This is a genomic window from Bradyrhizobium sp. USDA 4510, from assembly GCF_054059095.1.
Genome location: NZ_JBSSBT010000001.1, coordinates 2224020 through 2247511, shown reverse-complemented (window position 1 = coordinate 2247511; position 23492 = coordinate 2224020). Strand labels below are relative to the sequence as shown.

General features: G+C 65.0%; 18 protein-coding genes. 9 read left to right on the top strand and 9 right to left on the bottom strand.

Features of this window, described 5'->3' with window-relative positions:
- Nucleotides 1-50: 50 nt before the first annotated feature.
- Nucleotides 51-1298: an efflux RND transporter periplasmic adaptor subunit gene (locus ACVMDN_RS09910; RefSeq protein WP_057015665.1), complete on the bottom strand. Its 1248-nt coding sequence runs from the start codon at nucleotides 1296-1298 to the stop codon at nucleotides 51-53.
- Between the two features lie 151 nt (nucleotides 1299-1449).
- On the bottom strand, nucleotides 1450-2856 hold the full coding sequence (locus ACVMDN_RS09905) for a CoA transferase (protein WP_168856441.1): 1407 nt from the start codon (nucleotides 2854-2856) through the stop codon (nucleotides 1450-1452).
- A gap of 122 nt (nucleotides 2857-2978) precedes the next feature.
- Here ACVMDN_RS09905 and ACVMDN_RS09900 point away from each other — a divergent pair, with 122 nt between their 5' ends.
- Nucleotides 2979-3266: a hypothetical protein gene (locus ACVMDN_RS09900; protein ID WP_018270628.1), complete on the top strand. Its 288-nt coding sequence runs from the start codon at nucleotides 2979-2981 to the stop codon at nucleotides 3264-3266.
- 451 nt (nucleotides 3267-3717) lie between these two features.
- A complete protein-coding gene (locus ACVMDN_RS09895) occupies nucleotides 3718-4803 on the top strand; it encodes an IS4 family transposase (protein ID WP_456835017.1) in 1086 nt (361 codons plus the stop codon).
- A gap of 415 nt (nucleotides 4804-5218) precedes the next feature.
- Here ACVMDN_RS09895 and ACVMDN_RS09890 read toward each other — a convergent pair whose 3' ends face one another.
- The 3 genes from ACVMDN_RS09890 to ACVMDN_RS09880 are packed head-to-tail and all read right to left on the bottom strand — an operon-like array spanning nucleotide 5219 to nucleotide 11026.
- A complete protein-coding gene (locus ACVMDN_RS09890) occupies nucleotides 5219-8656 on the bottom strand; it encodes an error-prone DNA polymerase (protein WP_456815857.1) in 3438 nt (1145 codons plus the stop codon).
- Nucleotides 8653-10302 carry a Y-family DNA polymerase gene (locus tag ACVMDN_RS09885; RefSeq protein ID WP_168856439.1) on the bottom strand — a complete coding sequence of 550 codons (1650 nt, stop codon included), beginning with the start codon at nucleotides 10300-10302 and terminating at the stop codon, nucleotides 8653-8655. Before ACVMDN_RS09885 ends, ACVMDN_RS09890 begins: the two co-directional genes overlap by 4 nt.
- A complete protein-coding gene (locus ACVMDN_RS09880) occupies nucleotides 10193-11026 on the bottom strand; it encodes an ImuA family protein (RefSeq protein ID WP_057015667.1) in 834 nt (277 codons plus the stop codon). The genes ACVMDN_RS09885 and ACVMDN_RS09880 overlap by 110 nt, the downstream gene beginning before the upstream one ends.
- 329 nt (nucleotides 11027-11355) lie before the next feature.
- On the opposite strand from ACVMDN_RS09880, the gene ACVMDN_RS09875 reads away from it, so the two are divergent.
- Both ACVMDN_RS09875 and ACVMDN_RS09870 read left to right on the top strand, forming a co-directional pair.
- Nucleotides 11356-12804: a UdgX family uracil-DNA binding protein gene (locus tag ACVMDN_RS09875; RefSeq protein WP_168856438.1), complete on the top strand. Its 1449-nt coding sequence runs from the start codon at nucleotides 11356-11358 to the stop codon at nucleotides 12802-12804.
- 533 nt (nucleotides 12805-13337) lie between these two features.
- Complete coding sequence (locus ACVMDN_RS09870; protein ID WP_057015669.1) at nucleotides 13338-14960, top strand: inorganic phosphate transporter; 1623 nt, start codon at nucleotides 13338-13340, stop codon at nucleotides 14958-14960.
- Between the two features lie 91 nt (nucleotides 14961-15051).
- Here the strand turns inward: ACVMDN_RS09870 and ACVMDN_RS09865 are convergent, their stop codons facing one another.
- Nucleotides 15052-15960: a LysR family transcriptional regulator gene (locus ACVMDN_RS09865; protein WP_057015750.1), complete on the bottom strand. Its 909-nt coding sequence runs from the start codon at nucleotides 15958-15960 to the stop codon at nucleotides 15052-15054.
- Between the two features lie 139 nt (nucleotides 15961-16099).
- Here ACVMDN_RS09865 and ACVMDN_RS09860 point away from each other — a divergent pair, with 139 nt between their 5' ends.
- Nucleotides 16100-17281 carry a cytochrome P450 gene (locus tag ACVMDN_RS09860; protein WP_456835283.1) on the top strand — a complete coding sequence of 394 codons (1182 nt, stop codon included), beginning with the start codon at nucleotides 16100-16102 and terminating at the stop codon, nucleotides 17279-17281.
- A 3-nt stretch (nucleotides 17282-17284) separates the two neighbouring features.
- Here the strand turns inward: ACVMDN_RS09860 and ACVMDN_RS09855 are convergent, their stop codons facing one another.
- Nucleotides 17285-18457: a M20 aminoacylase family protein gene (locus ACVMDN_RS09855; protein ID WP_057015671.1), complete on the bottom strand. Its 1173-nt coding sequence runs from the start codon at nucleotides 18455-18457 to the stop codon at nucleotides 17285-17287.
- Nucleotides 18458-18719: 262 nt separating this feature from the next.
- Between ACVMDN_RS09855 and ACVMDN_RS09850 the strand changes: the two genes are divergently transcribed.
- Entirely contained in the window at nucleotides 18720-19145 is a 426-nt protein-coding gene (locus ACVMDN_RS09850) for a hypothetical protein (protein ID WP_057015672.1), read from the top strand.
- Between the two features lie 43 nt (nucleotides 19146-19188).
- Here ACVMDN_RS09850 and ACVMDN_RS09845 read toward each other — a convergent pair whose 3' ends face one another.
- The gene (locus ACVMDN_RS09845; RefSeq protein WP_253587398.1) at nucleotides 19189-19815 is read right to left on the bottom strand and encodes a pyridoxamine 5'-phosphate oxidase family protein; all 627 of its coding nucleotides are present in this window, start codon (nucleotides 19813-19815) and stop codon (nucleotides 19189-19191) included.
- Nucleotides 19816-19979: 164 nt separating this feature from the next.
- The gene (locus ACVMDN_RS09840; RefSeq protein WP_076833082.1) at nucleotides 19980-20750 is read right to left on the bottom strand and encodes an IclR family transcriptional regulator domain-containing protein; all 771 of its coding nucleotides are present in this window, start codon (nucleotides 20748-20750) and stop codon (nucleotides 19980-19982) included.
- A gap of 170 nt (nucleotides 20751-20920) precedes the next feature.
- On the opposite strand from ACVMDN_RS09840, the gene ACVMDN_RS09835 reads away from it, so the two are divergent.
- The 3 genes from ACVMDN_RS09835 (at nucleotide 20921) to ACVMDN_RS09825 (ending at nucleotide 23415) form a co-directional block, all read left to right on the top strand.
- Nucleotides 20921-21412 (top strand): MaoC family dehydratase, encoded by a 492-nt coding sequence (locus ACVMDN_RS09835; protein WP_028331684.1) that lies wholly within the window; start codon nucleotides 20921-20923, stop codon nucleotides 21410-21412.
- Nucleotides 21413-21423: 11 nt separating this feature from the next.
- On the top strand, nucleotides 21424-21876 hold the full coding sequence (locus tag ACVMDN_RS09830) for a MaoC family dehydratase (RefSeq protein WP_057015675.1): 453 nt from the start codon (nucleotides 21424-21426) through the stop codon (nucleotides 21874-21876).
- 231 nt (nucleotides 21877-22107) lie between these two features.
- Nucleotides 22108-23415, top strand: coding sequence for an MFS transporter (locus tag ACVMDN_RS09825; RefSeq protein WP_456835284.1), 1308 nt, complete (start codon nucleotides 22108-22110; stop codon nucleotides 23413-23415).
- The last annotated feature ends 77 nt before the right edge of the window (nucleotides 23416-23492 follow it).

The following is a 23492-nucleotide window of genomic DNA, read 5'->3' as shown; positions in this document are numbered from 1 at the left end:
CTGCGTTTGTCGCGAGGGAAAACCGCTTCCCACTTTTCCGGATCATGCGCTTAGGTGCCTGATGCGGCGCGGTCGATGAAGAGGCTTCCCTTCGTCACGATCTGCTCGCCCGGCTTGAGGTTGCCGGCCACCTCGACGAGGTCGCCATTGATGAGGCCGGGCTTGATCTGACGCAGCTCGATGGTCTTGTCGTCGGCCCTCGCGACCCAGAGCCGAACCTGGTCGCCCTCGTAGATCAGCGCCTGCTTCGGCACGCCGACTGCCGGGTGATCGCCCTTCGAATACAGCGTCACATTGGCGAACATCTCGGGCTTCAGCCGCTTGTCGGCGTTGTCGATGGTGGCGCGAACCAGGAGCCGGCGCGAGGTCGCGTCGATCGCCGCGGCGACATAGTTGACCCGGGCGTTCAGCGTCTTGCCCGGCAGCGCCATCACGCTGAAGGTAAGGTCCTGGCCGACCGCGACATTGTCTGCGTCGGATTCGCGGACAAAGGCGATCAGCCAGACCGTCGACAGATCGCCGATCACGTAGACCGGGTCGCTGGCGCCGGTCGAGACATACTGGCCGGGACCGGCCTTGCGCTGGACCACGGTGCCGCCGATCGGCGCGAACACCGTCGTCTCCGGATTGAGGCGGCCCTTCTGCCGCAGCGTCGTGATGTCGTCGTCGCCGAAGCCGAGAATGTGCAGCTTGTTCTGCGCCGCTTCCAAAAGCGTCTGCGCCGAGCGCGCATCGTTCTGCGCTTGCACCAGCGCGGTCTGGGCCTGCTGATAATCCTTCAGCGGGATCGCCTTGCCCTCGGACAGATCCTTGGCGCGCTTCTCCTGGATCTGCGCCAGGTCGAGCGCCGACTGCGCCTTGTTGAGGCCGGTCATCGCCGCGATGTAATCGTTCTGCGCCTGCACGGTGTCGGCCGCCTCGATCACGAACAGCGGCTGGCCCTTCACAACGGCATCGCCCGGCCGCACCATGAGGCGGGTGACACGCCCGGTATAGGGCGAATAGACCGGGGTGGAGCGATCCTCATCGATGCCGATCTTGCCCTCGGTCACCAGCTCGGAGCGGAAAGTGTGCTCGCTCACGGTCTGGAAGGTCAGGCTGGCCCACTCGGCCGCCGACGGCGCATAGCGCGCGCCGCCCTTGCGGGACTGGCTGGAGACCTCCGAAGATGTCTGCTTTTCCGAGCCGAAACGCGTGTAGCCATAGGCACCCGCGCAGGCAACCGCCAGCAGCGCCGCGGCCACGACCAGGCGCGGACGGCTAAAGCTCTGCATTCTCTTGGTAAACTCTTTCACCATGCGGTCCGCGGGGTCGATCGTTGCAGCATCCGGCGGGACGGCCCCAGCGGTGCGCTAATAGTGCTGAATTGGCGTCTCAAACAACCTAAAAATCGCCATTCGGCGACGCCTGTCGTTAAAGTTTGCATAGCCTGAACGGCAGCTGAATGTCTTATCCGGGAAACTCCGGGGCAGGAAACTCCGGAGGGTGACTGCCGAGCGGCATGGCCGGACGGGACCAATGGGCCGGTGTGCTGGACAGCACTGCGGCATGCCGGACCGAGCTCAGCGTACCAAAGCCGGACGGCAGCCGTTCGATGAAGCGCTGCACCGCATCCGCCTTCAGGTCCCCGGTCGCAAGGCCTCCTTCGAGGCGGCCAAGATTCCACAGCCAGCGCCCGGTCTGCGCCAGCGATACCCGGACGTGCCAGCTGCCGCCTTCGCGGGCCTGGCGGGCCTTCGCCATCATGGCACCGAACGCCATGAAATATCCGGTGGCGTGGTCGAGCATCTGGGCCGGCAATTCCTTCGGCCCGTCCGTGCCGGCCGCCTGCCCTTCGGCATGATTGAAGCCGGTCGTGGTCTGCACCAGCGAGTCGAAGCCGCGGCGCCCGGCCCATGGTCCGGCATGGCCATAGGCCGACAGCGTCACATAGACGATCCCGGGATTGATCCGCGCCGCTTCCTCCGGCGAGAAGCCGAGCCGCGCGATCGCCTGCGGCCGATAGCCCTGCGAGAGAATATCGGCCTGCGCCACCAGACCCTGCATCACGCCCCGCCCCTCTTCGCTCCGCAGCTCGAGGAAGCTCGTGAGCTTGCCGCGGCCGGTGTCGATGGTGAGCCAGGGGATCGCCGGCAGATCGGGACCGGAAATCAGCAGCACCTCGGCACCATGCGCCGCGAGCGTGCGGCCAGCGACGGGACCGGCGATCACGCGCGACAGATCGAGCACACGGATGCCGGCCAGCGGCCGGCTGCCGGCGGGCCACGGCTTCGGCGCGGCTTCGCCGATCTTCTCGATCGAGATCAACGGCAGTTTTGCCAGTTCTTTGGCATGCGGCGTCGCCGACCATTCGTCGTGCGAGCGCATCAAGGCGACGACGCCGCCGGCGGCGTAGGCCGCGGTCTCGAACGCCTCGCCGTCCCATTGCAGCAGCGCGGCCTGGACCTCGTCGCGCTCAGCGTTGCAGCCGAGCACCCTGCAGACGGCGTCGCGATGATGCGGGAAATTGGTGTGCAGGCGGACAAAGCGGTTGTCTTTGACACAATAGACGCCGGCGATCTTGTCCCAGGCCGGCGGCGGCGGCTTGTCGTCGACGCGCAAATAGCGCTCGCTGCGGCATTCAACGACGGCATGGCGGATGTCGACCGCGACGTCCTGCTGCTCGCCGCTGCGGGCCTTCCAGATCTCGGCCGCGGCGAGGCCGGCTGCTGCGATCGGCGCCTGCGCTGCGGCTGCGACCCGAAACGACGACGGCAGCTGCGGCTCGCTGCCGGTCAATGTGACCGCATCGAGCGCGGCCGGCGCGCCGCCGGCGCCGGTCCAGACATCGGAAAGGATTTCACGAATGTCCTGCATGCGAATACCCGTTTGCGATTATCCTATGCCCGAGCATGATGACAAAAAGGCGGTGCCCGATCCCAACAATCATTTCCGGCCCTGCTTATATCCAGCTCTGCCCGACCCACACAGGAGTTGCAATGGCTGCCATCGATCCTCTCACCGCCGGCGCTGTCTTCCTCGCGACCGCAGCGACCGACGCGGTCTATGTCATGTTCACCTCGGCGGTCGTGGCGCGCAAGCGCGTGCCGGCGGCGACCTGGAGCAGCGTCTGGTATGTGCTCTCCTCCTATGCGGTGATCAGCTACACCGAAAACTGGCTCTACGTCGCCTTCGCCGCCCTCGGCTCGTGGGTCGGCGCCTACGCATCGATCACCTTCCTGCACCGCCCGCCGGGCGGACCGCCGGTCGGCGCCGCGGTGGAGTAGCATGCAGCGGCTGAGGAAGTCATCCGCCATCGATGCGACGGTGAGACCCGCCCGACAGGGACCAGCCGTAAGCTACGTGTCAGCATTGGCGTGTAGGTTACACGTTCGCATTCGCGCGACATCAGTCGATGAACTGGTTGGATGGACAATGGCGCGTTCGCGCCGCATGAACTCGGAGAACCCATACGCCGCGGCGAATGTTGTAGGCGGGACTCGCCGTTGCAAGAGTGCATAGCAATTTGCTTCGGTGGTTAAGTCCCAGGCGTCGTCCCGGCGAAGGCCGGGACCCATACGCCGCAGCGGATGTTGTGGATGGCACTCGTCGTTCCAGCAGAGCGTAACCATTTGCAACGGTGGTTGTGGGTCCCGGCCTTCGCCCATAGGCGCTAAAATAGGATTTGCGCCTTGGATTCGTTTGTGATTCCAAGATGGAATGGCACACGAATCGCTTGTGAACAAAGATTGGGCGCGCGTTGTCGCCCGACTTGGCGGAGCCGAGGCTCTGAACATTAGCGCGCGCAAGACGAAGGCGTTTGTCCGTCCGCGGGAGATCAGCAATGCGGTCGACTTGCTGCGCCTGATCTTGGCTTATTGCCTTGGTGAGAAAGGGCTGCGGTTGACGGCGGCATGGGCCACGTCGGTTGGGCTTGTCGATATCTCCAACGTGGCTCTGTTGTATCGCTTACGTCAGTGCGGAGATTGGCTGGCAATCTTGGTCGAGCAGGCGCTTGCCGACGCGGCGCCGAAGGCGAGCCGCGGTCGTCTGATCCGTATTGTTGACGCCACGACGGTCCCCAAGGCTGGGACGAGCGGCAGGAACAAGAACGCAGTGTGGCGTATCCATAGCGCGTTCGATCTTCCGCAGGAGCGCTTTGGTCACTTCGAACTGACCGATCAGCGAGCGGGCGAGACGCTGGATCGGATACCGGCGGTTGCCGGTGAGATCCGTCTTGCCGATCGCGCCTATCTGCAACCGGAGCGCATGGCGCATCTCGTCGATGCCGATGCAGACTTCGTGATCCGGGCCGGCTGGAAGAGCGCGCGCTGGCTCGATGCCGAAGGTAATCTTGTTGACCTCACTGCCGAACTGCGCAACGCCTCGGCGCGTGGCCTGATCGATCGGCCGATTTGGATAAAGCGCAAGTCAGGTGCGCCGCCGCTCGCAGTGCGTCTGGTTGCCGCGAAGAAGCCGGCGCAAGCTGCTGCGGCTGCGCGACGCAAGGCGCGCCGGACTGCACAAAAGGGAGGTCATCAGCTCTCCAGGCAAACACTTGACGCCGCAGATTGGGTGATCCTGGTGACCTCACTCAGGCCAGAGGACTTCACGACTGCAGATATCCTCGCCCTCTATCGGCTGCGATGGCGCATTGAGCTCGGCTTCAAGCGGCTGAAAAGCCTGATTGGCTTGAAGGGACCTCCCGGAACCGACGAGCGGTCCGCCAGACCCCATATCCTCGCTCATCTGCTGATCATTCTATTGCTCGAGCCGCTCGTCGACGAACTCGAAGACTCTCCCCGCTTGGCCGACGCCGCCTGACCCACCCAGTGACGTGGCGTCTGCTGCGCCAGCTCGTCGCTTCGCTACGGCAAGCGATCATTCCACAGCCCGCAATCGCTCTACTCTGCAGAGCCAGTCACGCTCTCCGGCGACATCTACGCGAGCCACCCAGACATAAGCGCCACTATCAGACTATGATCAAACTATCTTAGCGCCTATGGGCCTACGCCGGGACGACGATGAGTGTGTGGCGCGGTATGTGAGTCATGCTTCCGCGTTCTCACGACATGTTTTGTCCGAGCTTTGCATCTCGTTCCGCCCTCTCTTTTGAACAGAGGGCGCAGGGAAAGCCGGGTGCCGATCGCACCCATGGGCCCCGAGCAATAGGTAGAAAGCTCGGGGGTAGGACCACAGGTGTCCTCAGGGTGACGGTGAGAGAGCCGTCGCACGCGGTTCAATGAAAATCGCGGGACGGCGGCAGGATGCGGACGTTGCGTGGGTGGCGGATCTTTTGCGGCGAGTTGTCGCCGTGATCGCGGCGGTCGTCGTTGAGCGGCTCGATCAGCGCGGGGCCCGCCGGCACCGGATGTTTGCGGCTCAAGGATTCGTTGGCGAGGCCGATCAGATCGTGGGAGCGATCGGTCATGCGCTGCGCCACCAGATGCGTCACGCCCTCCGGGCTGCTCTGGATATAGCCCTCGACCAGGATCAGGCGCGCGCCCATCACCTCCTTGCGGTACTGCTCCATCACCTTCGGCCACACCACGATGTTGGCGATGCCGGTCTCGTCCTCCAGTGTCATGAACACGACGCCCTTGGCGCTGCCCGGCCGCTGCCGCACCAGCACGACGCCGGCACAGCGGACGCGGCGGCGGTCGTTGCTCCGGTTGATGGTGTGACAGGCGACGACGCGCTCCTTCGTAAAGGTGTCGCGCAAAAACTCCATCGGATGGCCCTTCAGCGACAGGCGGATGGTCTGATAGTCGGCGACCACCTGCTCCGGACGCGGCATCTCCGGCAGCGGCTTGGCGCCCTCATCCGGCTGCTCGCGTGCGGTGGCGGCCTCGAACAACGGCAGCGGCACGTCGTCGGGCAGCCGGCGCACCGCCCACAGCGCCTCGCGGCGGTCGAGCCCGAGCGAGCGGAACGCATCGGCGTCGGCGAGCAGGATCAGCGCGCGCTTGGGCAGGCCGGTGTCGCGCGCGAAGTCTTCCAGCGAGGTGAACGGCCGGCGGTTGCGCGCGGCAACGATGCGGTCGGCCCAGTCTGTCTCAACACCGTCATTCCGGGGATCGCGAAGCGAGAACCCGGAATCTCGAGATTCCGGGTCTGGTGCTAGCGCACCATCCCGGAATGACAGTTGAAGCTGTTTCAGCCTCTCCTCGTCCTCATCCAGCCAGTGAAATCCGTCGATCTGGCGAAAGCCGAGCCGCACCGCGCAATGATCGCCGACCTTCTCCTCGAGCGTGTTCTGCGCAAAGCTATGGGAGACATCGACTTCGCGCACCGTGACGCCGTTCTTGCGGGCGTCGCCGACGATCTGGGCCGGGGCATAGAAGCCCATCGGCTGCGAGTTGAGCAGGCCGCAGCAGAACGCATCCGGATGATGGTGCTTAAGCCATGAGGAGATGTAGACGAGTTGGGCAAAGCTCGCGGCATGGCTTTCCGGGAAGCCGTAACTGCCAAAGCCCTTGATCTGGTCGAAGCAGCTGCGGGCGAAATCCGGATCGTAGCCGCGCGCCACCATGTTGCCGACCAGCTTCTCCTCGTAGCTGCCGATGGTGCCGAGATTGCGGAAGGTCGCCATCGAGCGGCGCAGGCCATTGGCTTCCTCAGAGGTGAAATGGGCCGCCTCGATCGCGATCCGCATCGCCTGCTCCTGGAACAGCGGCACGCCGAGCGTCTTGTGCAGCACGTTGTAGAGTTCGTCCTTGTCGCCCTGGTCGGGCGCTGGCGATGGATAGCTGACCTTTTCCTGGCCGTTCCGCCGGCGCAGATAAGGATGCACCATGTCGCCCTGGATCGGCCCCGGGCGCACGATCGCGACCTCGATGACGAGATCGTAGAAGGTACGCGGCTTCAGCCGCGGCAGCATGTTCATTTGCGCCCGGCTCTCGACCTGGAACACGCCGAGCGATTCACCGCGGCACAGCATGTCGTAAACTTTCTTGTCGTCCTGCGGGACCGAAGCTAGCTCCCAGTGCTCGCCCTTGTGGTCGGCGATCAGGTCAAAACATTTGCGGATGCAGGTCAGCATGCCCAGCGCCAGCACGTCGACCTTCATCATGCTAAGGGCGTCGACGTCGTCCTTATCCCATTCGATGAAAGTGCGGTCGTCCATCGCGGCGTTGCCGATCGGCACATAGGTGTCGAGCCGGTCCTGGGTCAGTACATAGCCGCCGACATGCTGCGAGAGATGACGCGGAAACTCGATCAGCTCGGTGGCGAGCTCGACCGCGAGGTTGATCATCGCATTTTTGGGATCGAGCCCGGCCTGTCGCACCTGCATGTCGTTGAGGCCCTTGCCCCAGCTGCCCCACACGGTGTCGGCGAGCGCCGCGGTGACGTCCTCGGTCAGCCCGAGCGCCTTGCCGACGTCACGGATCGCGCTGCGCGGGCGATAATGGATCACGGTGGCGATGATCGCGGCGCGGTGGCGGCCGTAGCGGCGGTAGACATATTGCATCACCTCCTCGCGCCGCGAATGCTCGAAATCGACGTCGATGTCGGGCGGCTCCAGCCGCTCCTTGGAGATGAAGCGCTCGAACAACAGATCGACCTTGGTCGGATCGACCGAGGTGACGCCAAGCACGAAGCAGACCGCGGAATTGGCTGCCGAGCCGCGTCCCTGGCACAGGATGTTCTGGCTGCGCGCATAGTGCACGATGTCGTGCACGGTGAGGAAGTAATGCGCGTATTTCAGCTCGGCGATCAGCGCGAGCTCCTTGTTCAGGGTGGTGCGAAGCTTTTCGTCGATCTCGCCGCCGAAATATTTGTCGACACCGGCCCAGGTCAAATCTTCCAGATGCTGCTGCGCGGTCTTGCCCGGCGGCACCGGCTCGTCGGGATACTGATATTTGAGCTGGTCGAGCGAGAAAGAGATGCGTGCAGCAAAGCGCATGGTTTCCGCGATCGCGTCCGGCAGATTGCGAAACAGCCTGATCATTTCATGCGCCGGCTTGAGATGCCGCTCGGCATTGGCCTCGAGCCTGCGGCCGACCGCCTCGATCGTGGTCTTTTCGCGGATGCAGGTCAGCACGTCCTGCAGCGGGCGGCGCGCCGGATGGTGATAGAGCACCTCGTTGGTGGCGATGAGCGGCACACCGGCGTCGGTGGCGAGGCCATGCAGCCGCGCGAGGCGGCGCCTGTCGTCGCCGCGATAGAGCAGGCTTGCGGCGAGCCAGACGCCGTCGGCGGCGCTTGCCTTCAGCTTTGCAAGCAGATCGAGCGTGCCTGCCTCCTCAAAGCGATGCGGCAGCGCCAGCACCAGGAGCTGCCCCTCGACGAAGTCGAGGAGGTCGGCGAGCTTCAGATGGCACTCGCCTTTCTCGATCCGCACGATGTCGTCGCCGCGCTTGCCGCGGGTCAGGAGCAGGCACAGCCGGCCATAGGCGGCGCGATCGCGCGGATAGACCAGGATGTCGGGCGTAGAGTCGATGAAGACGATGCGGGCGCCGATCAAAAGCTTTGGCGGATGGGCAACCTTCTCGCTGTCGAGCTCCTTCCAGGCGCGCACCACGCCGGCCAGCGTGTTGTGATCGGCGAGCCCGATCACGGGAATCCCGAGTTCGCTCGCCTGATGCACATAGGCGCGCGGATCGGAACCGCCGCGCAGGAAGGAGAAATTGCTGGTGATGCCGATCTCGGCATAATCAGGTGGAGGTGCGCTCATGCGAACAGCCCATGCACATACCAGTTGGCCGGAACGGGCTTGCCCTCCTCGTCGCGCAGCTCGCTCTCGTAGAGACCGTCGCGAAAGATCCAGAAGCGCTGGCCTTCGGCATCCTCGACGCGGAAATAATCGCGCGTCAGCGACGCGCCGTCCTGCTTCCACCATTCCATCGCGATGCGCTCGGGGCCCTCGACCCGCACCACCTCGTGCTGCGCGCGCCGCCAGGTGAATTGATGCGGCGGACCGTCGGGCACGGTCGCGAACGGCACCTTGATCGGTTCGGGCTGCTCGAATAGCCGCAAGGGACGCAGCGGTGGTTCGCTCGCAACGTGCTCCGGCCAGGCGGCGGCGCTGGCCGCGGCCAGATGATGCTGCGCCGGCAGCGCGAGCGCCGATCGTTCGGGGATGTGGCTCTCCAGCGGCAGATGCACGACGACGCGTTTTCCGCCGATGCGGGCGGCGATGCGGTCGATCAGCGCCGAGAGCTCGTCATTGTCGTGTATGGTGGCGTCGAGATCGCGCTGCTGCTGTACCACGATCTCGGTACGCCCTGCGGCGAGGCGAATGAGATCGAAGCCGAAGCCGGGATCGAGCGGATCATTCAGCGCATCGAGCCGCTCGCGGAATAGGCGATCGATCATCTCGGGCCGCGTCACCGGACGCCCGGTCTCGACCATGATCGCGCGCACCGCACCGTCAGTGCGGAAGAAGCTCGCTTCCAGCTGCCGCGCACCTTTGCCCTGCTTGTCCATCGCCGCAACCAGCATCTTGGCAAGGCTTGAGAGCGTCAGCGCGATCACGGTGTCGGTCGCGATCGGCTCGGGGAAACGCTTCTCGACGATGTAATCGGGCAGCGGCTTGCGCGGGCTGATCGGGGCATCGCCCTGCCCGAGCGCGTGGCTGAGCAAGGTGGTGAAGGCCGCACCGAACCGCGCCGAGATTTCATGCGGCGCGCGCGAGGCGACATCGCCGATGGTCTTCAAGCCGGCGCGGCGCAGGCCGGTGGTGACAGCGGCATCGGCACCGAGCGCCGACACCGGCAGCGGGCCGACCGCCGCCGCTTCCTCGCTATCGGGGACAATCTTGCCCGAGGCGGTGCGCGTCAGCGTACGCGCCGCGATCGAGGTGCCGGCAATGGCCGCGCTGACGGCAAAGCCGCGCCGGCTCAGCGCCCCCGTCACGGTCTGCAGCAGCGCTCGCTCGCCGCCGAACAGATGCGCGCAGCCGGTGATGTCGAGAAACAGACCGTAAGGCAGATCGAGCGCGACCAGCGGCGTGAAGCGGTCGCACCAGCCGGCGATGTCGTTCAGCGTCTTCAGATCGGCGGCGGGATCGGCATCATAGACCGTGAGCTCCGGACAGATCGCCCGCGCATTGGCGAGCGGCAGCCCGATCGACAGCCCGGCGCGCACCGCGGCCTCGTCGATCGCGTGCAGCAGGATGGCGTTGTGGTCTTTTGCGACGACGACGCTGGGGAGTTCTGCTTTCTTCGCCTCTCCCGCTTGCGGGAGAGGGAGCCCTGCCACCTCCCGTGCATCAGCTTGCGAGGCGATGTCCTGCGCGAGCTTGCGCTTGATGCGGTCGATGGGCAGGCGTGGCAGCCACAGGCTGAGGATACGCCGACGGTTCACTGAATTGGCACTCATCACATTTCCATTCCATGATCCATCGCCCGACAGGGCCATGACGATTGCGCACGAGTTCGGCCTCGAAGCGCGGCGCGCCCCACACGCTCGCGGCATTGCCCGGCGGCGAATGCGCCGCGCGCACGATCCAGCGCGTCTCCGCGGTCGAGGGGATCGGGGTTGCCGCGATCCGCAGCACCAGCGCGGTGACGCCGGAGGCCTGCGCGGCCAGGGTCAATTTGCGGCTGGCGACGAGATCGAGCTGGCGCGCCTGGCCCCAGACCTCGAGCACGACCGCGCCGAGCGCATCGCAGGCGAGCGCGTCGGCCGCGGCGCGCAGGCCGCTATCGACATCGGCAGCGCGCACCGTGACCAAGAGGCGCGGATCGAGGCCGAGCTCGGCAAGCCCGCGCATCGATAGCGCGCCGTTTTCGCGATCGGAAAAATCCTGCCGCACCCAGACCAGCGGCTTGCGTGCCGACAGCCGTCCGGCGAGCCCCGCAATGAAGCCGGTCGCCGCGCCGCCTTGATGGCCGGCCGCGAACACCTCGTGCAATGCCGCCGGCGCAAGCCCGCCGCGCAGCATCGCATCCGCGCCGGCATGGCCGAGCGCGACGCGGTTCGGCATCGCCGCATCCGATGACGCCTCGATACGCGCGATGCTGCCGCGCAGAGACGCAAGCGTACCTATGCGTGCGGCGGCGCATGATCCGCCAAAGTGTGAGCGGTTTGGCGACAAGATCATGCGCCTTTCTTAAAAAAGAGGAGCGCGATCGGACGCAAAACCGGCGACCACTTTTGCTGATCGCGCTCCGGCATATGCGCCGCTCCTTCCAACCAAAATTTGAGGCCGTCACTGGTCTGAACAGAGAACCAGGGACTGGCTCATTTGTTCATGATATGTTCTAATATAAAGCTAACAGGGCCCGCGGAGTCAATCGGATTGGTGAGATCATCGATTAATGAGTGGAATCAATGGGATTCAGCAGCCGCCGAACCGGACAGGCCCTCATCTTCCGCAAGTCAGGCACGCAGGCCCCGAAAATGACGGCGTGACGGAAACGGAGCAATCGCATGCGCATCATCGTGCTCGACAACGACACCGATTTCGAGGGCTGGCGCAAGGCCGCGCGGCGATTGGCGCTGAACGATGTGAAGCCCGCGGAGATCACATGGACCGTACGCAGCGACGACGAATTGTCGTCGGCATCCTGCGTGAATGAATTGCCGGATACGCCGCAGGCGCGGTTCAATGTGTCGGCCAAATTCGTCGAGCTCGCAAAGGCCGCGATCCTGCATCGCAGTGACGAACGCTTTGCCCTGCTCTATCGCCTGCTGTGGCGGCTGCGCAGCCGTCACGATCTGCTCAGTGCGACCGATGATCCCGATATCGCCGAGGTCCACGCGATGGCGCGCGCGATCTATGTCGATATCGACAGGATGCATGCGCATCTGCGCTTCCGCGAGATCGGCCGCGAGCGGACGGCTCATTACGTCGCCTGGTTCGAGCCGGAGCATCACATCGTCGAGCTTGCCGCGCCGTTCTTCGCCGGCCGCTTCGCCGACATGCCGTGGTCGATCCTGACCCCCGACGTCTGCGCACATTGGGACGGGCACGCGATCTCGATCACGCCGGGCGTCGCCAAATCCGAAGTGCCGACCGAGGACCGGCTCGAGGAGGCCTGGCGGCGTCACGACAACGGCCGCTTCAATCCCGCACGGCTGAAAGTGATGGAGATGCCGCAAGCCTATTGGAGGAACCTGCCCGAGGACTCGATCATTAAGCCTCTGATCGAAGACGCAATGCGCATGACCAGCGGCCCCTTCATCGCACGCAAGGCGGCCGAGCCGCAGAAGCGGCAGGATACGCCGATGCCCCGCAAGCAAGTTCAAGGCAAGCAAGTTCAAGGCAGGCAAGCTCACGACATCATCGCGGCCTTGCGCGAGGAGGCCGCCGATTGCCGCGCCTGCCCGCTGTGGAAAGACGCAACCCAGACCGTGTTCGGCGAGGGACCGCAAAGCGCAACGCTGATGCTGGTCGGCGAGCAGCCCGGCGACAAGGAAGATCTCGCAGGCCACCCCTTCGTCGGACCGGCCGGCCAGATGCTCGATCGAGCGCTGCAGGAAGCCGGCATCGATCGCCGCAAGGTCTATGTCACCAATGCAGTGAAGCACTTCAAATTCGTGCCGCGCGGCAAGATCCGGCTGCACCAGAAGCCGAGCACACCGGAGATCCGCGCCTGCCGCCAGTGGTATGAGCGCGAGCTCGCCACCATCAAGCCGGACCTCGTGATGGCGCTCGGCGCCACCGCGGCGCAGAGCGTGCTCGGCAAGATCACGCCGATCAACAAGAACCGCGGCCATCTGATCGACCGCGACGGAACCAAGGTGCTCGTCACCGTGCACCCGTCCTATCTGTTGCGGCTGCCGGATGAAAAAGCCAAGGCGCTGGAATATCAGCGCTTTGTCGACGATCTGAAAATCGCCGCACACCAGTTGCGCAGATCAGCCGATGCGGCCTGAGTTCCGCAAAACCGACGGAACCTGAGGAACCACATCGCAACGAGAAATTGTTCTAAACGCGGACAAATACCTACAACCTTGAATTGATCCGTGGTAAGGTAGCGTGTTCCGCAGGTATCGGGCGTCATGTTCACGCCATGACGTACCCTGAGGCGGGCGCGCTGCGCGGTTTGCTAGCCCCGATCGTGCGGCGCGCCACCTCATCTCTCAATCCCCCTCCCTCATTTCGCAACCTTCCACTCGCAGGCGCCCGCCGAATTCTCCGGCTGCCCGGCCGGCCGGATGCCGGTGTGATGTCCTCCGCACATTGTCTCGTCCCGCGAAACGCAGGCCAGAGGTTTCCGTCGCGATCGGCAATCCCTTTTTGCTGAAGATTGCCACGAGGCCGCGAAGCCACGTGCGCGCTCAATGCGTTGCACAAAACTTCGGCTCGATGTCCACCGCCACGGGAGACCGCGCGTCTCGCGGGCCGGATTTCAATTGCTTGTCATATGCATCGATCAAAATCGGGAGCATTGGGACAGGAGTTTACCATGAGCGATATGGCGTTACCCGGCTCGATCGAGCCCGCCCTGAAAAAGGGTCCGGACCTCGACAAGGGCTTTCATCCTCTCACCGGGGTTATCTATTTGGGCGTGGTTGCGGCCGCGCTGCTGTTCGTTGCCTACAGCATCTATGCCGATGTCGACGCCACCGGCACGCGCATCACCTCGTTCCTGCCGTATATCCTGCTGTTCGTCGCGCTGCTGATCGCGCTCGGCTTCGAATTCGTCAACGGCTTCCATGACACCGCGAACGCGGTCGCCACCGTGATCTACACCCGCTCGCTGCCGGCGCATGTCGCCGTGGTGTGGTCGGGCATGTTCAACCTGATCGGCGTGCTGCTCTCCAGCGGCGCCGTCGCGTTCGGCATCGTCTCGCTGCTTCCGGTCGAACTGATCCTGCAGGTCGGCAGCAGTGCCGGCTTTGCCATGGTGTTCGCGCTCTTGATCGCCGCCATCATCTGGAATCTCGGCACCTGGTGGCTCGGCCTGCCGGCCTCGAGCTCGCACACCCTGATCGGTTCGATCATGGGCGTCGGCATCACCAACGCGCTGCTGCGCGGCCGTGACGGCACCTCGGGCGTCGACTGGTCGCAGGCGACCAACATCGCGAAGGCGCTGCTGCTGTCGCCGCTGTTCGGCTTCGCGCTCGCCGCCGGCCTGCTCTACCTCCTCAAGATCGCGCTGCAGCGCGCGACGCCGGCGCTGTTCGGCGAACCGGTCGGCGACCAGCCGCCGCCGTGGTGGATCCGCGGCATCCTGATCCTGACCTGCACACTGGTCAGCTTCTTCCACGGCTCCAATGACGGTCAGAAGGGCATGGGCCTGATCATGCTGATCCTGATCGGCACCGTGCCGACCGCCTATGCGCTGAACCGCGCAATGCCCTCGAGCCAGATCGAGCTGTTCACGGCGCACTCGACCGCGGCCAGCAAGGTCATCGAAGGCAAGGCCGCCGGTTACAACGTGATCGGCAACCCGCGCCCGGCTGTGACCAACTATGTCGCGCAGCACCAGATCAACGAAGGCACCTTTCCGTCGCTTGCGGTGCTGGTGCGCGACATCGGCCAGCAGGTTGCCCAGTATGGATCGCTGGCCAAGTTCCCCGCTGACGCGGTCGGCAACACCCGTAACGACATGTACCTGGCGTCCGAGGCGATCCGTTTCCTGATGAAGGACAAGGAAGCCGAGCTGACCGCTGCCGACATCGCCACGCTGAACCAGTACAAGGGCTCGCTCGATGCCGCGACGAAGTTCATCCCGAGCTGGGTGAAGTTCGCCGTCGCCATCGCGCTCGGCCTCGGCACCATGGTCGGCTGGAAGCGTATCGTCGTCACCGTCGGCGAGAAGATCGGCAAGACCCACCTGACCTACGCGCAGGGCGCCTGCGCCGAGATCACGGCGGCCGCGACGATCGCGGCGGCCGACGGCTACGGCCTGCCGGTCTCGACCACGCACGTGCTGTCGTCAGGCATCGCCGGCACCATGGCCGCCAACGGCTCCGGCCTGCAATGGGCCACGATCCGCAACATCGCGATGGCCTGGGTGCTGACGCTGCCGGCCGCGATGATCATCTCGGGCGTTCTGTACTACGTGTTCTACCACCTGTTCTGACGCCCCACGCTTTCGGCGCAGCAACGCGCCGGACAAAGGCCCGCACTCCGGTGCGGGCCTTTTGCTTTGGACCTGCAGCCCGGCTCCTTGCTCAGGCGGCGCAGGCCTTCGCAACCTCGGCCAGCAGGCCGCGCGCCCATTTGTGCAAGCCGGATTTGGCCGTCCTGGCGCCCCAGTGCATGTCGATCGAGATCGGCACGCGGAACGGCAGCGCAGCGACATGGAGGCCGCCGCGCATCGCCCGCGCCAGATGATGCGGGATAGTCGCGACGAGCCTGGTGCCTGTGATGATGCGCTCCAGACTGTCGTGGTTGGGCAGGCTGACCACTGGCTCGATCTCGATCTTCCTCGCCCTCAGCGCCGCGAGATAGAGCGGCTGCCACTCACCGCTGTGGGTGATGAAGACATGCTCGGCCCTGGCATAGGCCGACAGCGCGATCCGGCCGCGCGCCAGCGGATTGGCCCGATCCATCACGCAGACGTAGTGGTCGGTGAGGATATGGCGCCGGAAGAAGCCTTCGCCGGCGATGCCGACCGGACCAAGCACGATGTCGCACTGGTTCTGCTTGAGATGGACATCGCCGTGGCCCGCGGCATCGAGCAGGACGAGACGGACTTGCGGCGCGCCGGCGCGCAGCCGCGTGCTGAACTGCGGGATCAGGGTCTGGCGTTCGTGATAGTTGCAGGAGATCGTCACGCTGCCCTGCGTCGTCGCCGGATCGAATTCCGCCGGTGAGGCAAGCCCGTCGATCTCGCCGATCATCTCCCGCGCCCAGGTAACCAGCGTCGCGCAGCGCTTGGTCGCCGTCACGCCATTGCCGCTGCGAACGAACAGCGGGTCATGCAGCGCGCCGCGCAGCCGCTCGATCGCATAGCTGATGGTGGACTGGTTGACGTCGAGCCGTTTGGCCGCGGCGGAGAACGACTGCAGGTCATAGACCAGCACAAGGGTCCGCAGAGTCCCGATGTCGATCGGATCGATCGAGGAATTGGCCGCCACCCTTGCACCTCCCGCATTGCTGGCGGCCCAGCCTAGCACAAGGTCATGGAATATTTCGATGGTCCGGATCAATCCCATCGAATTGAGCGATCGTGCACCCGGAGCTAGCCTTGGCGAAAAAGCGCTTCCGGGAGGACCAATGACCAGCGCCGTGCCTGTCGTTACCGATATCGCGTATCAGGATCTGCTCGACGACCCCTATCCGATCTTCCGCCGGCTGCGCGAGATCGCGCCGGCGGTCTTCGTCGCGCCCGCGAAGCTGACGCTGGTGACGCGCTTCGACGACATCATGCGGATCGAGCGCGATCCCGCGACCTACTCGGCCGATAATCCGGCCTCGCTGGTCAACAAGGTGATGGGGCCGACCTTCATGCGCAAGGACGGCGCCGAGCATGCGATCGGCCGCAAGGCGATCGAGCCCTCGTTCCGTCCGGCCACAATCAAGGAGCATTGGGCGCCGCAATTCACCGCGATCGCAGAAAAACTGATCGATGATCTGTTGGCGACCGAAGAGGCCGATCTGTTCTCCGCCCTTGCCGCGCCGATGGCCTCGCTCAGCCTGATGGCAATGATCGGGTTTCGCAAGATGCCGTGGCAAACCCTCGCCGAGTGGTCGCAGGCGCTGATCGACGGCGCGGGCAATTACGCCGCCGACGCCGAGATCGAGCGCAAGGCGATGCAGGCGAGCGCCGAGGTCGATGCCGCGATCGACGCGGTGCTCGACGATCACCGCCGCCAGCCGAATCCTTCGGTCCTGTCCTCGATGATCAATGCCGATCCGCCGATGCCGATCGAGGCCATCCGCGCCAACATCAAGGTGATCATCGGCGGCGGCCTGAACGAGCCGCGCGACGCGATCCTGACGCTCGTGCTCGGCCTCCTGGAAAACCCGCCGCAGAAGAACAGCGTGCTGGCAAAGCCGGATCTGTGGCCGGCCGCGCTCGAGGAAGCGGAGCGCTGGATCTCGCCGATCGGCATGTATCCGCGCCGCGTCACCCGCGACGTCGATCTCTCCGGCACCACGCTGCCGCAAGACCTTCAGATCGGCCTCTGCGTCGGCGCCGCCAACCGCGACGGCAGCCGCTTCGTCGAGCCCGATCGCTTCGACGTGACGCGGCCCAAGCAATCGCATCTGGCATTCGGCGCCGGACCGCATTTCTGCGCCGGCACCTGGGTGTCACGGCTCACCGTCGGCAAGATCGTGGCGCCGATGCTGTTCGCGCGCCTGCGCAATCTGCGCCTCCGCGCGGAGGCGCCGCCGGTCGTGCGCGGCTGGGTGTTCCGCGGACCGGTGACGCTGCCGGTGCGATGGGACGCGTGAGCCTCACGCCGCCAATGCGTTCTCGACGATCTTCACGAAATACGACGTGCCGAAGACGATCGCCTCGTCGTTGAAATTGTAGGCGGGGTGATGCAGGCCGGCGCTGTCGCCGTTGCCGCAGAAGATGAAGGCGCCGGGCCGCGCTTCCAGCATGTAGGAAAAATCCTCGGCGCCCATCAGCGGCGGCATCTCGTGCACGTTGGACGCGCCCGCGACCTCGCGCGCGATGCGGCTCGCGAATTCGGTCTGCGCCTCATGGTTGACGGTGACCGGGTAGCCGCGCTCATAGGTCAGATCGATCTTCGCGCCGGTCATCTTCGCAACGCCGTCGACCACCTCGCGCACGCGCTTCTCGATGAGGTCGCGCACCTCGCGGGTCAGCGTGCGCACGGTGCCGCGCAACTCCGCGGTCTGCGGGATCACGTTGCGGGCGTTGCCGGCGTGGAATTCGCACATCGAGATCACGGCGGAGTCGAGCGGATCGACGGTGCGCGCGACGATCTGCTGCAAGGCGGTGACGAGCTGCGCGCCGACCAGCACGGAATCGATGCATTTGTGCGGACGCGCGGCGTGACCGCCGAGCCCTTCGATCTTGATGTCGATCGCATCGGTCGCGGCCATGATCGGGCCGGTGCGGATCGCGAACGAGCCGATCGGAATCCCCGGACCGTTGTGCATGCCGTAGACCTGCTCGATGCCGAAGCGGTCCATCAGGCCGTCCTTGATCATCGCGGCGGCACCCGCTCCGCCCTCCTCGGCCGGCTGGAAGATCACGACCGCCTCGCCGGCGAAATTGCGCGTCTCGGCGAGATAGCGCGCCGCCCCCAGCAGCATCGCGGTGTGGCCGTCATGGCCGCAGGCGTGCATCTTGCCCGGCGTCTTCGAGGCGTAGGGCAAATTGGTCTGTTCGTGAATCGGCAGCGCATCCATGTCGGCGCGCAGGCCGATCACCTTGACGTCGCCCTTCGCCGGCCCCTTCTTGCCCTTGATGACCCCGACCACGCCGGTCTTGCCGAGCCCGGTCGCGACCTCGTCGCAACCGAACTCGCGCAACCGGTCGGCGACGAATGATGCAGTGCGGTGCACATCGTAGAGCAGCTCGGGGTTTTCATGGATGTCGCGGCGCCAGGCCTGGATATCGGGTTGCAGATCGGCGACGCGGTTCACGATGGGCATGAGAATTCTGGCCTCAAAGGTTGGACGTAAGTCATCTCTAGCATGCAAGAGCCGGTCCACCCAAACGGATGTGGCATGCTCGCGGCTGGGGCCTGCATTCGCAATCGGGATGCGGGCCGTCCCTCGCTGGACTTTGCGCAGACCTCGGGCCTGATATCATCGCATCCGACCAAAGCCTAATAGTGCGGGACATATCCGGCGCGGATACTACCCCAGGTTTTCCGCACCGAAATCCTCTCGCCTTCCAACAGGGAGCGGCTGCATGACGCCGGATCAGGCGGTGTTGTTTTCCACCATCATCCTGCTGGTGCCGATGGGATACTTCCTGCTGGCGGCGCCGGCGTTCCTGCTCGTGAAGCTCGACGTCCCGCCGGTCACACGGCTGCTGCGCGGCATGTTCAATGCCTACTTCCTGGTGCTCACTGTTTCGGGCGTGATCGGCACGCTCGCCTTTGCCACGGCCGGCCGGTTCGCCGTTGCGCTTGGCATCGCCTTGATCGCGGCGTTCGCGGTGCTGGCGCGCCGATGGTTCTTGCGGCGGCTCGATGCTGAGGCGGACGCGCGAGACTCGGGTGATCCTACCGCGGTGCGGCGGCTGCGCCAGCTGCATTGGGGCGGCATGCTGTGCAACGCGGTGCAGGTGTTCGCTCTGGTCGGCAGCATTCCCTACATGGCGCCGCTGCCCTGATCGCGGTTTGCTCGCTCGTCCGGATGCGGTTCCCGGCTGTCCGCTATGCGTCACGTTTCCGATGCGGATCGTACTTCGAAAGCACGTCCTTGAGATAATCCCGGCTTTTCCATTCCGGGGCGGGCGGCTCGTACCCGGGCCGAGGCACGTACAGATTCGCCGGTACGTCCGCTGAGGCGCCCATCAGGTCCGGAACGTAGCGCGGGCAATTTGGAAAGATCTCGCATTTGACGCGCACGACGACCTTCGCGCCGTGATGCCCGGCAAGCACTTCGGCGCTGTCGTGGATCGTTGCCTTGCCTCGGATGCGCGTGCGAAACGTCTTGCCGTCGAGCCGTACAAACAACAATCCGACGTTCGGGTTGCGGTGAATATTGCCGAGCGTGCGGTACATGTTGTTGCCGTCGTACTCAGGGAATTCAAGCGTATCAGGCCCGGTGATCTTCACGAAGCCGGGATCGCCGGAACGCATCGAGCAATCGACGTTGTCCTGATAGCTGGTCGCGATGAAAAAGAAGCGCGTCTCCTCGATGAGCTTGCGGTCCTGTTCCCAGAACTCGAAGTGGAGGCGATGCTTCTCGAGGCCGTCGGCGACACGCCGACCGTCGAAGCGGTCCTGCAACTCACGCATTCCGTCGTGATAGAAAGGGGCGCGGACTGGGTCGGCCACGGCAATCCTCCGGCAAGTTGAGCAATCGATCTGCACTTTGACGTGGCCGCGATTTTCCTTGGCAGTTCACCCGGCCAGCAAGGCGAAAGACTATTCATTCGGCATGGGCGTGGAAAGCCATCCAGGTCCGGAGCGGGTGAAAAGGCGTCGATAACGGCCGTCCCCTACCCTGATGTCAGCATCTGGCTGCGGATCTCCTGCGCGGTGCGGCGCAGCGGCAGCAGGAACTTCTTGCGCGCGCCGGCTTCGCTCACCGTTCCCGAGATCGTGTTGACGCTGAGCGCGGCGACCACCGCGCCCGCGGGATCGCGCAACGGCACCGCGATGCCGCAGATCGCCGGATCGAGCTCGCCATCGACCCAGGCATAGCCGTCGCTCTCGACCCGTGCGAGCAACTCGCCGAGACGCTCCGGATCGGTGACCGTGCGCGGCGTGACCTGCCTGAAGCCCCCGGTCGCGAGATAAGCCTCGCGGGTGCCGGGCGGCAGCGCCGCGAGCATGACGCGGCCGAGCGACACCAGATGCGCGGGCAGCCGGCTGCCGACGCCGAGATTGGCCGAGAGGATCCGCCGCGCAGGCAGGCGCAGCGCATAGACGATCTCGTCCTCGTCGAGCACCGCCATCGCGCAGGACTCGCCGATCTCGTTGCGCAGATTTTCCAGCGCGCGCTGCGCATGACCCCAGTATGGCAGCGCGTTGAGATACGACAGGCCGAGCCCGAGCGCGCGCGGCCGCAGGCTGAAATAGCGTCCGTCGGAGGCGCAATATTTCAGCGCGATCAGGGTCGCGAGGATACGCCGCGCGGTGGCGCGGTTGAGGCCGGCAGTATCGGCGGCCTCCGCCAGCGTGTGCCGCCCCGGCGGCTTGCCGAGTGCCTCGATGATCGAGAAGCCGCGCGCAATCGCGCGCACGAAGCCGTCACTCTCTTTGCTCATGGCGGGCGCCCAGCTGGTTCCGTCATCGCGCTCATGACATCGCAGCCCGCATGGCTGCCTGCACATGACGCGGCCCTGCGCGCTTGTCAGGGGCTCCCGACCGCGCTAGCGTGAATTCATATAGCGAATGAATTGTTCGCCTGGCGAACTCAATAGCAGGAGGATGCACGATGGCGCAAGCAGAAAGTTCTGCGGCCACCCCGTTCGAAACCGATTTCTGGAAAGACGCGAAGCTGCGCAAGGTGTGGGACGACATCGTCCCCGGCGAGCCGCGCAAGACGCTGCCCTACAAGCTCACGCAGGAAGCGATCGCGCTGTACTGCCGCGCAGTCGGCGAGACCAATCCGCTCTATCTTGACGAAGCAGCCGCCAAGGCCGGGCCCTATGGCGGGCTGATCGCGCCGCCCGCGATCCATATCCTGCTGATGTTCGCCTGCACGCCGGCCGACGACTGGATGCGCTCGCCGGGCACCGTCAATGCCGGGCAGTCGTGGAGCTACAACATCCCGGCACGCCCCGGCGACACCATCACCCTGCAGGCGCGCGCGCTCGACAAGTTCATCAAGCGTGAGCGGTTGTTCGTGGTGCACGACAATGTCTTCTTCAACCAGCATGGCGACGTGATCTGCTCGGGTCGCGGCCAGACCATCCGTCCGATGTAAGGAGGATCACCATGACCACGGCGAATTTCGAATCTCTCAAGGCCGGCGACACCATCGACGGCCCGGCATTTGCGGTTTCGCGCGAATCGATCCGCCTGTTCTGCGACGCGTCGCTCGACTACAACCCGCTGCATCTCGACGACAACTACATGAAGGGCGATTTCGGCAAGACCAATTTCGGCGGCATCATCATGCACGGCATGAACAATTTCGGCCTGATCTCGCGCATGCTGACCGACTGGGCAACGCCTGCCGGCGCGATCCATCGCAGGCTCGAGACGCGCTGGCTGAAGCCGGTGAAGCCCGGCGACACCATCCGCCCGGCCGGCACCATCAAAGCCAAGCAAACGACCGCGAAGTCGCGCTGGGTGCTGGTCGACGTCGCCGTACAGAACCAACGCGGCGAGACGGTCGCGGCCGGCGAAGCGATGCTGGAGTTCCCGCCGAACGCGAAGGCAGGCTAGCCGCGCGCACTCGATCGGAGCAACGGGCTCTTTCGCCCCGCCTGCGGGGACAGGTCGGAAATGCATCGCTAGATGCATTCCGGGTGAGGGCGAGCCTCCGCGAGGGTTGCTGTCACCGTCTATGGGGAGACGGTCCCTCACCCCAACCCTCTCCCCCTAAGAACGGGGCGAGGGAGCCTACCGCCGTCGCGGCACCAACAAACAATCAAATAATCACTTGAGGAGACTTTCATGCAGGATGCGGCCCATTCGCGGCTCTATGGACGGATCGCCTGGCGCCTGATCCCGTTCCTGCTGGCTTGCTACACGGTTGCGATCATCGACCGCTTCAACATCGGCTTTGCCAAGCTGCAATTCCTGCACGACCTGCAGATCGACGACGCCGTGTTCGGGCTTGCTGCCGGCATCTTCTCGGTCGGCTATGTCGCGCTCGAAGTGCCGAGCAATCTCCTGCTGGTCAAGGTCGGTGTCCGCAAGACGCTGCTGCGGATCATGGTGCTGTGGGGTGCTGTCACCATCCTGCTCGCGCTGGTGCAGAACCAGTATCATCTCTATCTGCTGCGCTTCCTGCTCGGCGCCGCCGAGGGCGGCTTCTTCCCCGGCATCCTGTATTATCTGACGCTGTGGTTCCCGGATCGCGTACGCGGCCGCATGACGAGCCTGTTCGTGATGGCGGTGCCGCTCGGCGGCGTCATCGCGGGTCCCGTGTCGGGCCTGATCATGGATCACATGCAGGGCGTCCATGGCCTGCATGGCTGGCAGTGGCTGTTCATCCTCGAAGGCGGCCCGGCCGTGCTGCTCGGCATCGGCGCCTATTTCTACCTCGCCGACGGACCGCAGGTCGCGAGCTGGCTGAGCGCCGACGAGCGGCGGCAGGTCGCAAGCGACCTCGCCCGCGACCGCGCCGCTGTTCCCGGCACCACGCGGAGCTTCGCGGCGGCGCTGCGCGAGCCGCGCGTCTATCTGCTCTCCTTCATCTACTTCGCGTTCTTCTGCTCGCTCAACACCATCCTGCTGTGGACTCCGACGCTGCTGAAACGCGTCGGCGTGGCGACCACCACCGAGATCGGCTGGCTGAGCGGCGCGATCTCGGTTGCGTCCGCGATCGGCATGGTGCTGATCGGCTACAGCTCCGACCGCACACGGGAACGGCGCTGGCACGTGGTCTGCTGCGGCCTCGTCGCAGCGGCCTGCTTCATCGCCTTGCAGGCCGCGCAAGACAGCGTGCTCCTGACCGTCACGCTGCTCGCCGTCGCCTCGATCGGCATCTTCGCGATCCTGTCGCTGTTCTGGACGATTCCGAACGCGATGCTGGAGGGCAGCGCCGCGGCCGGCGGCATCGCGCTGATCTCGGCGATCGGCTCGTTCGGCGGCGCGGTCTGCCCTGCCCTGATCGGCTGGATGACTGCCGCAACCGGGAGCATCTACGCACCGCTCGCCCTCGTCGGCGCCGTGCTCGGCATCGGCATGCTGACGCTGATCGTCTGTGTTCCCCGCGCGAGCCATGAGGTCACACTGGCCGAACCGAGCCGCCCCTGATCATCCAGCGCACGCCCGGCATCCACTGCCGGGCTTGTGTCGGCCCGCTGCGTCTGACTAATAAGAACCCAACAAAA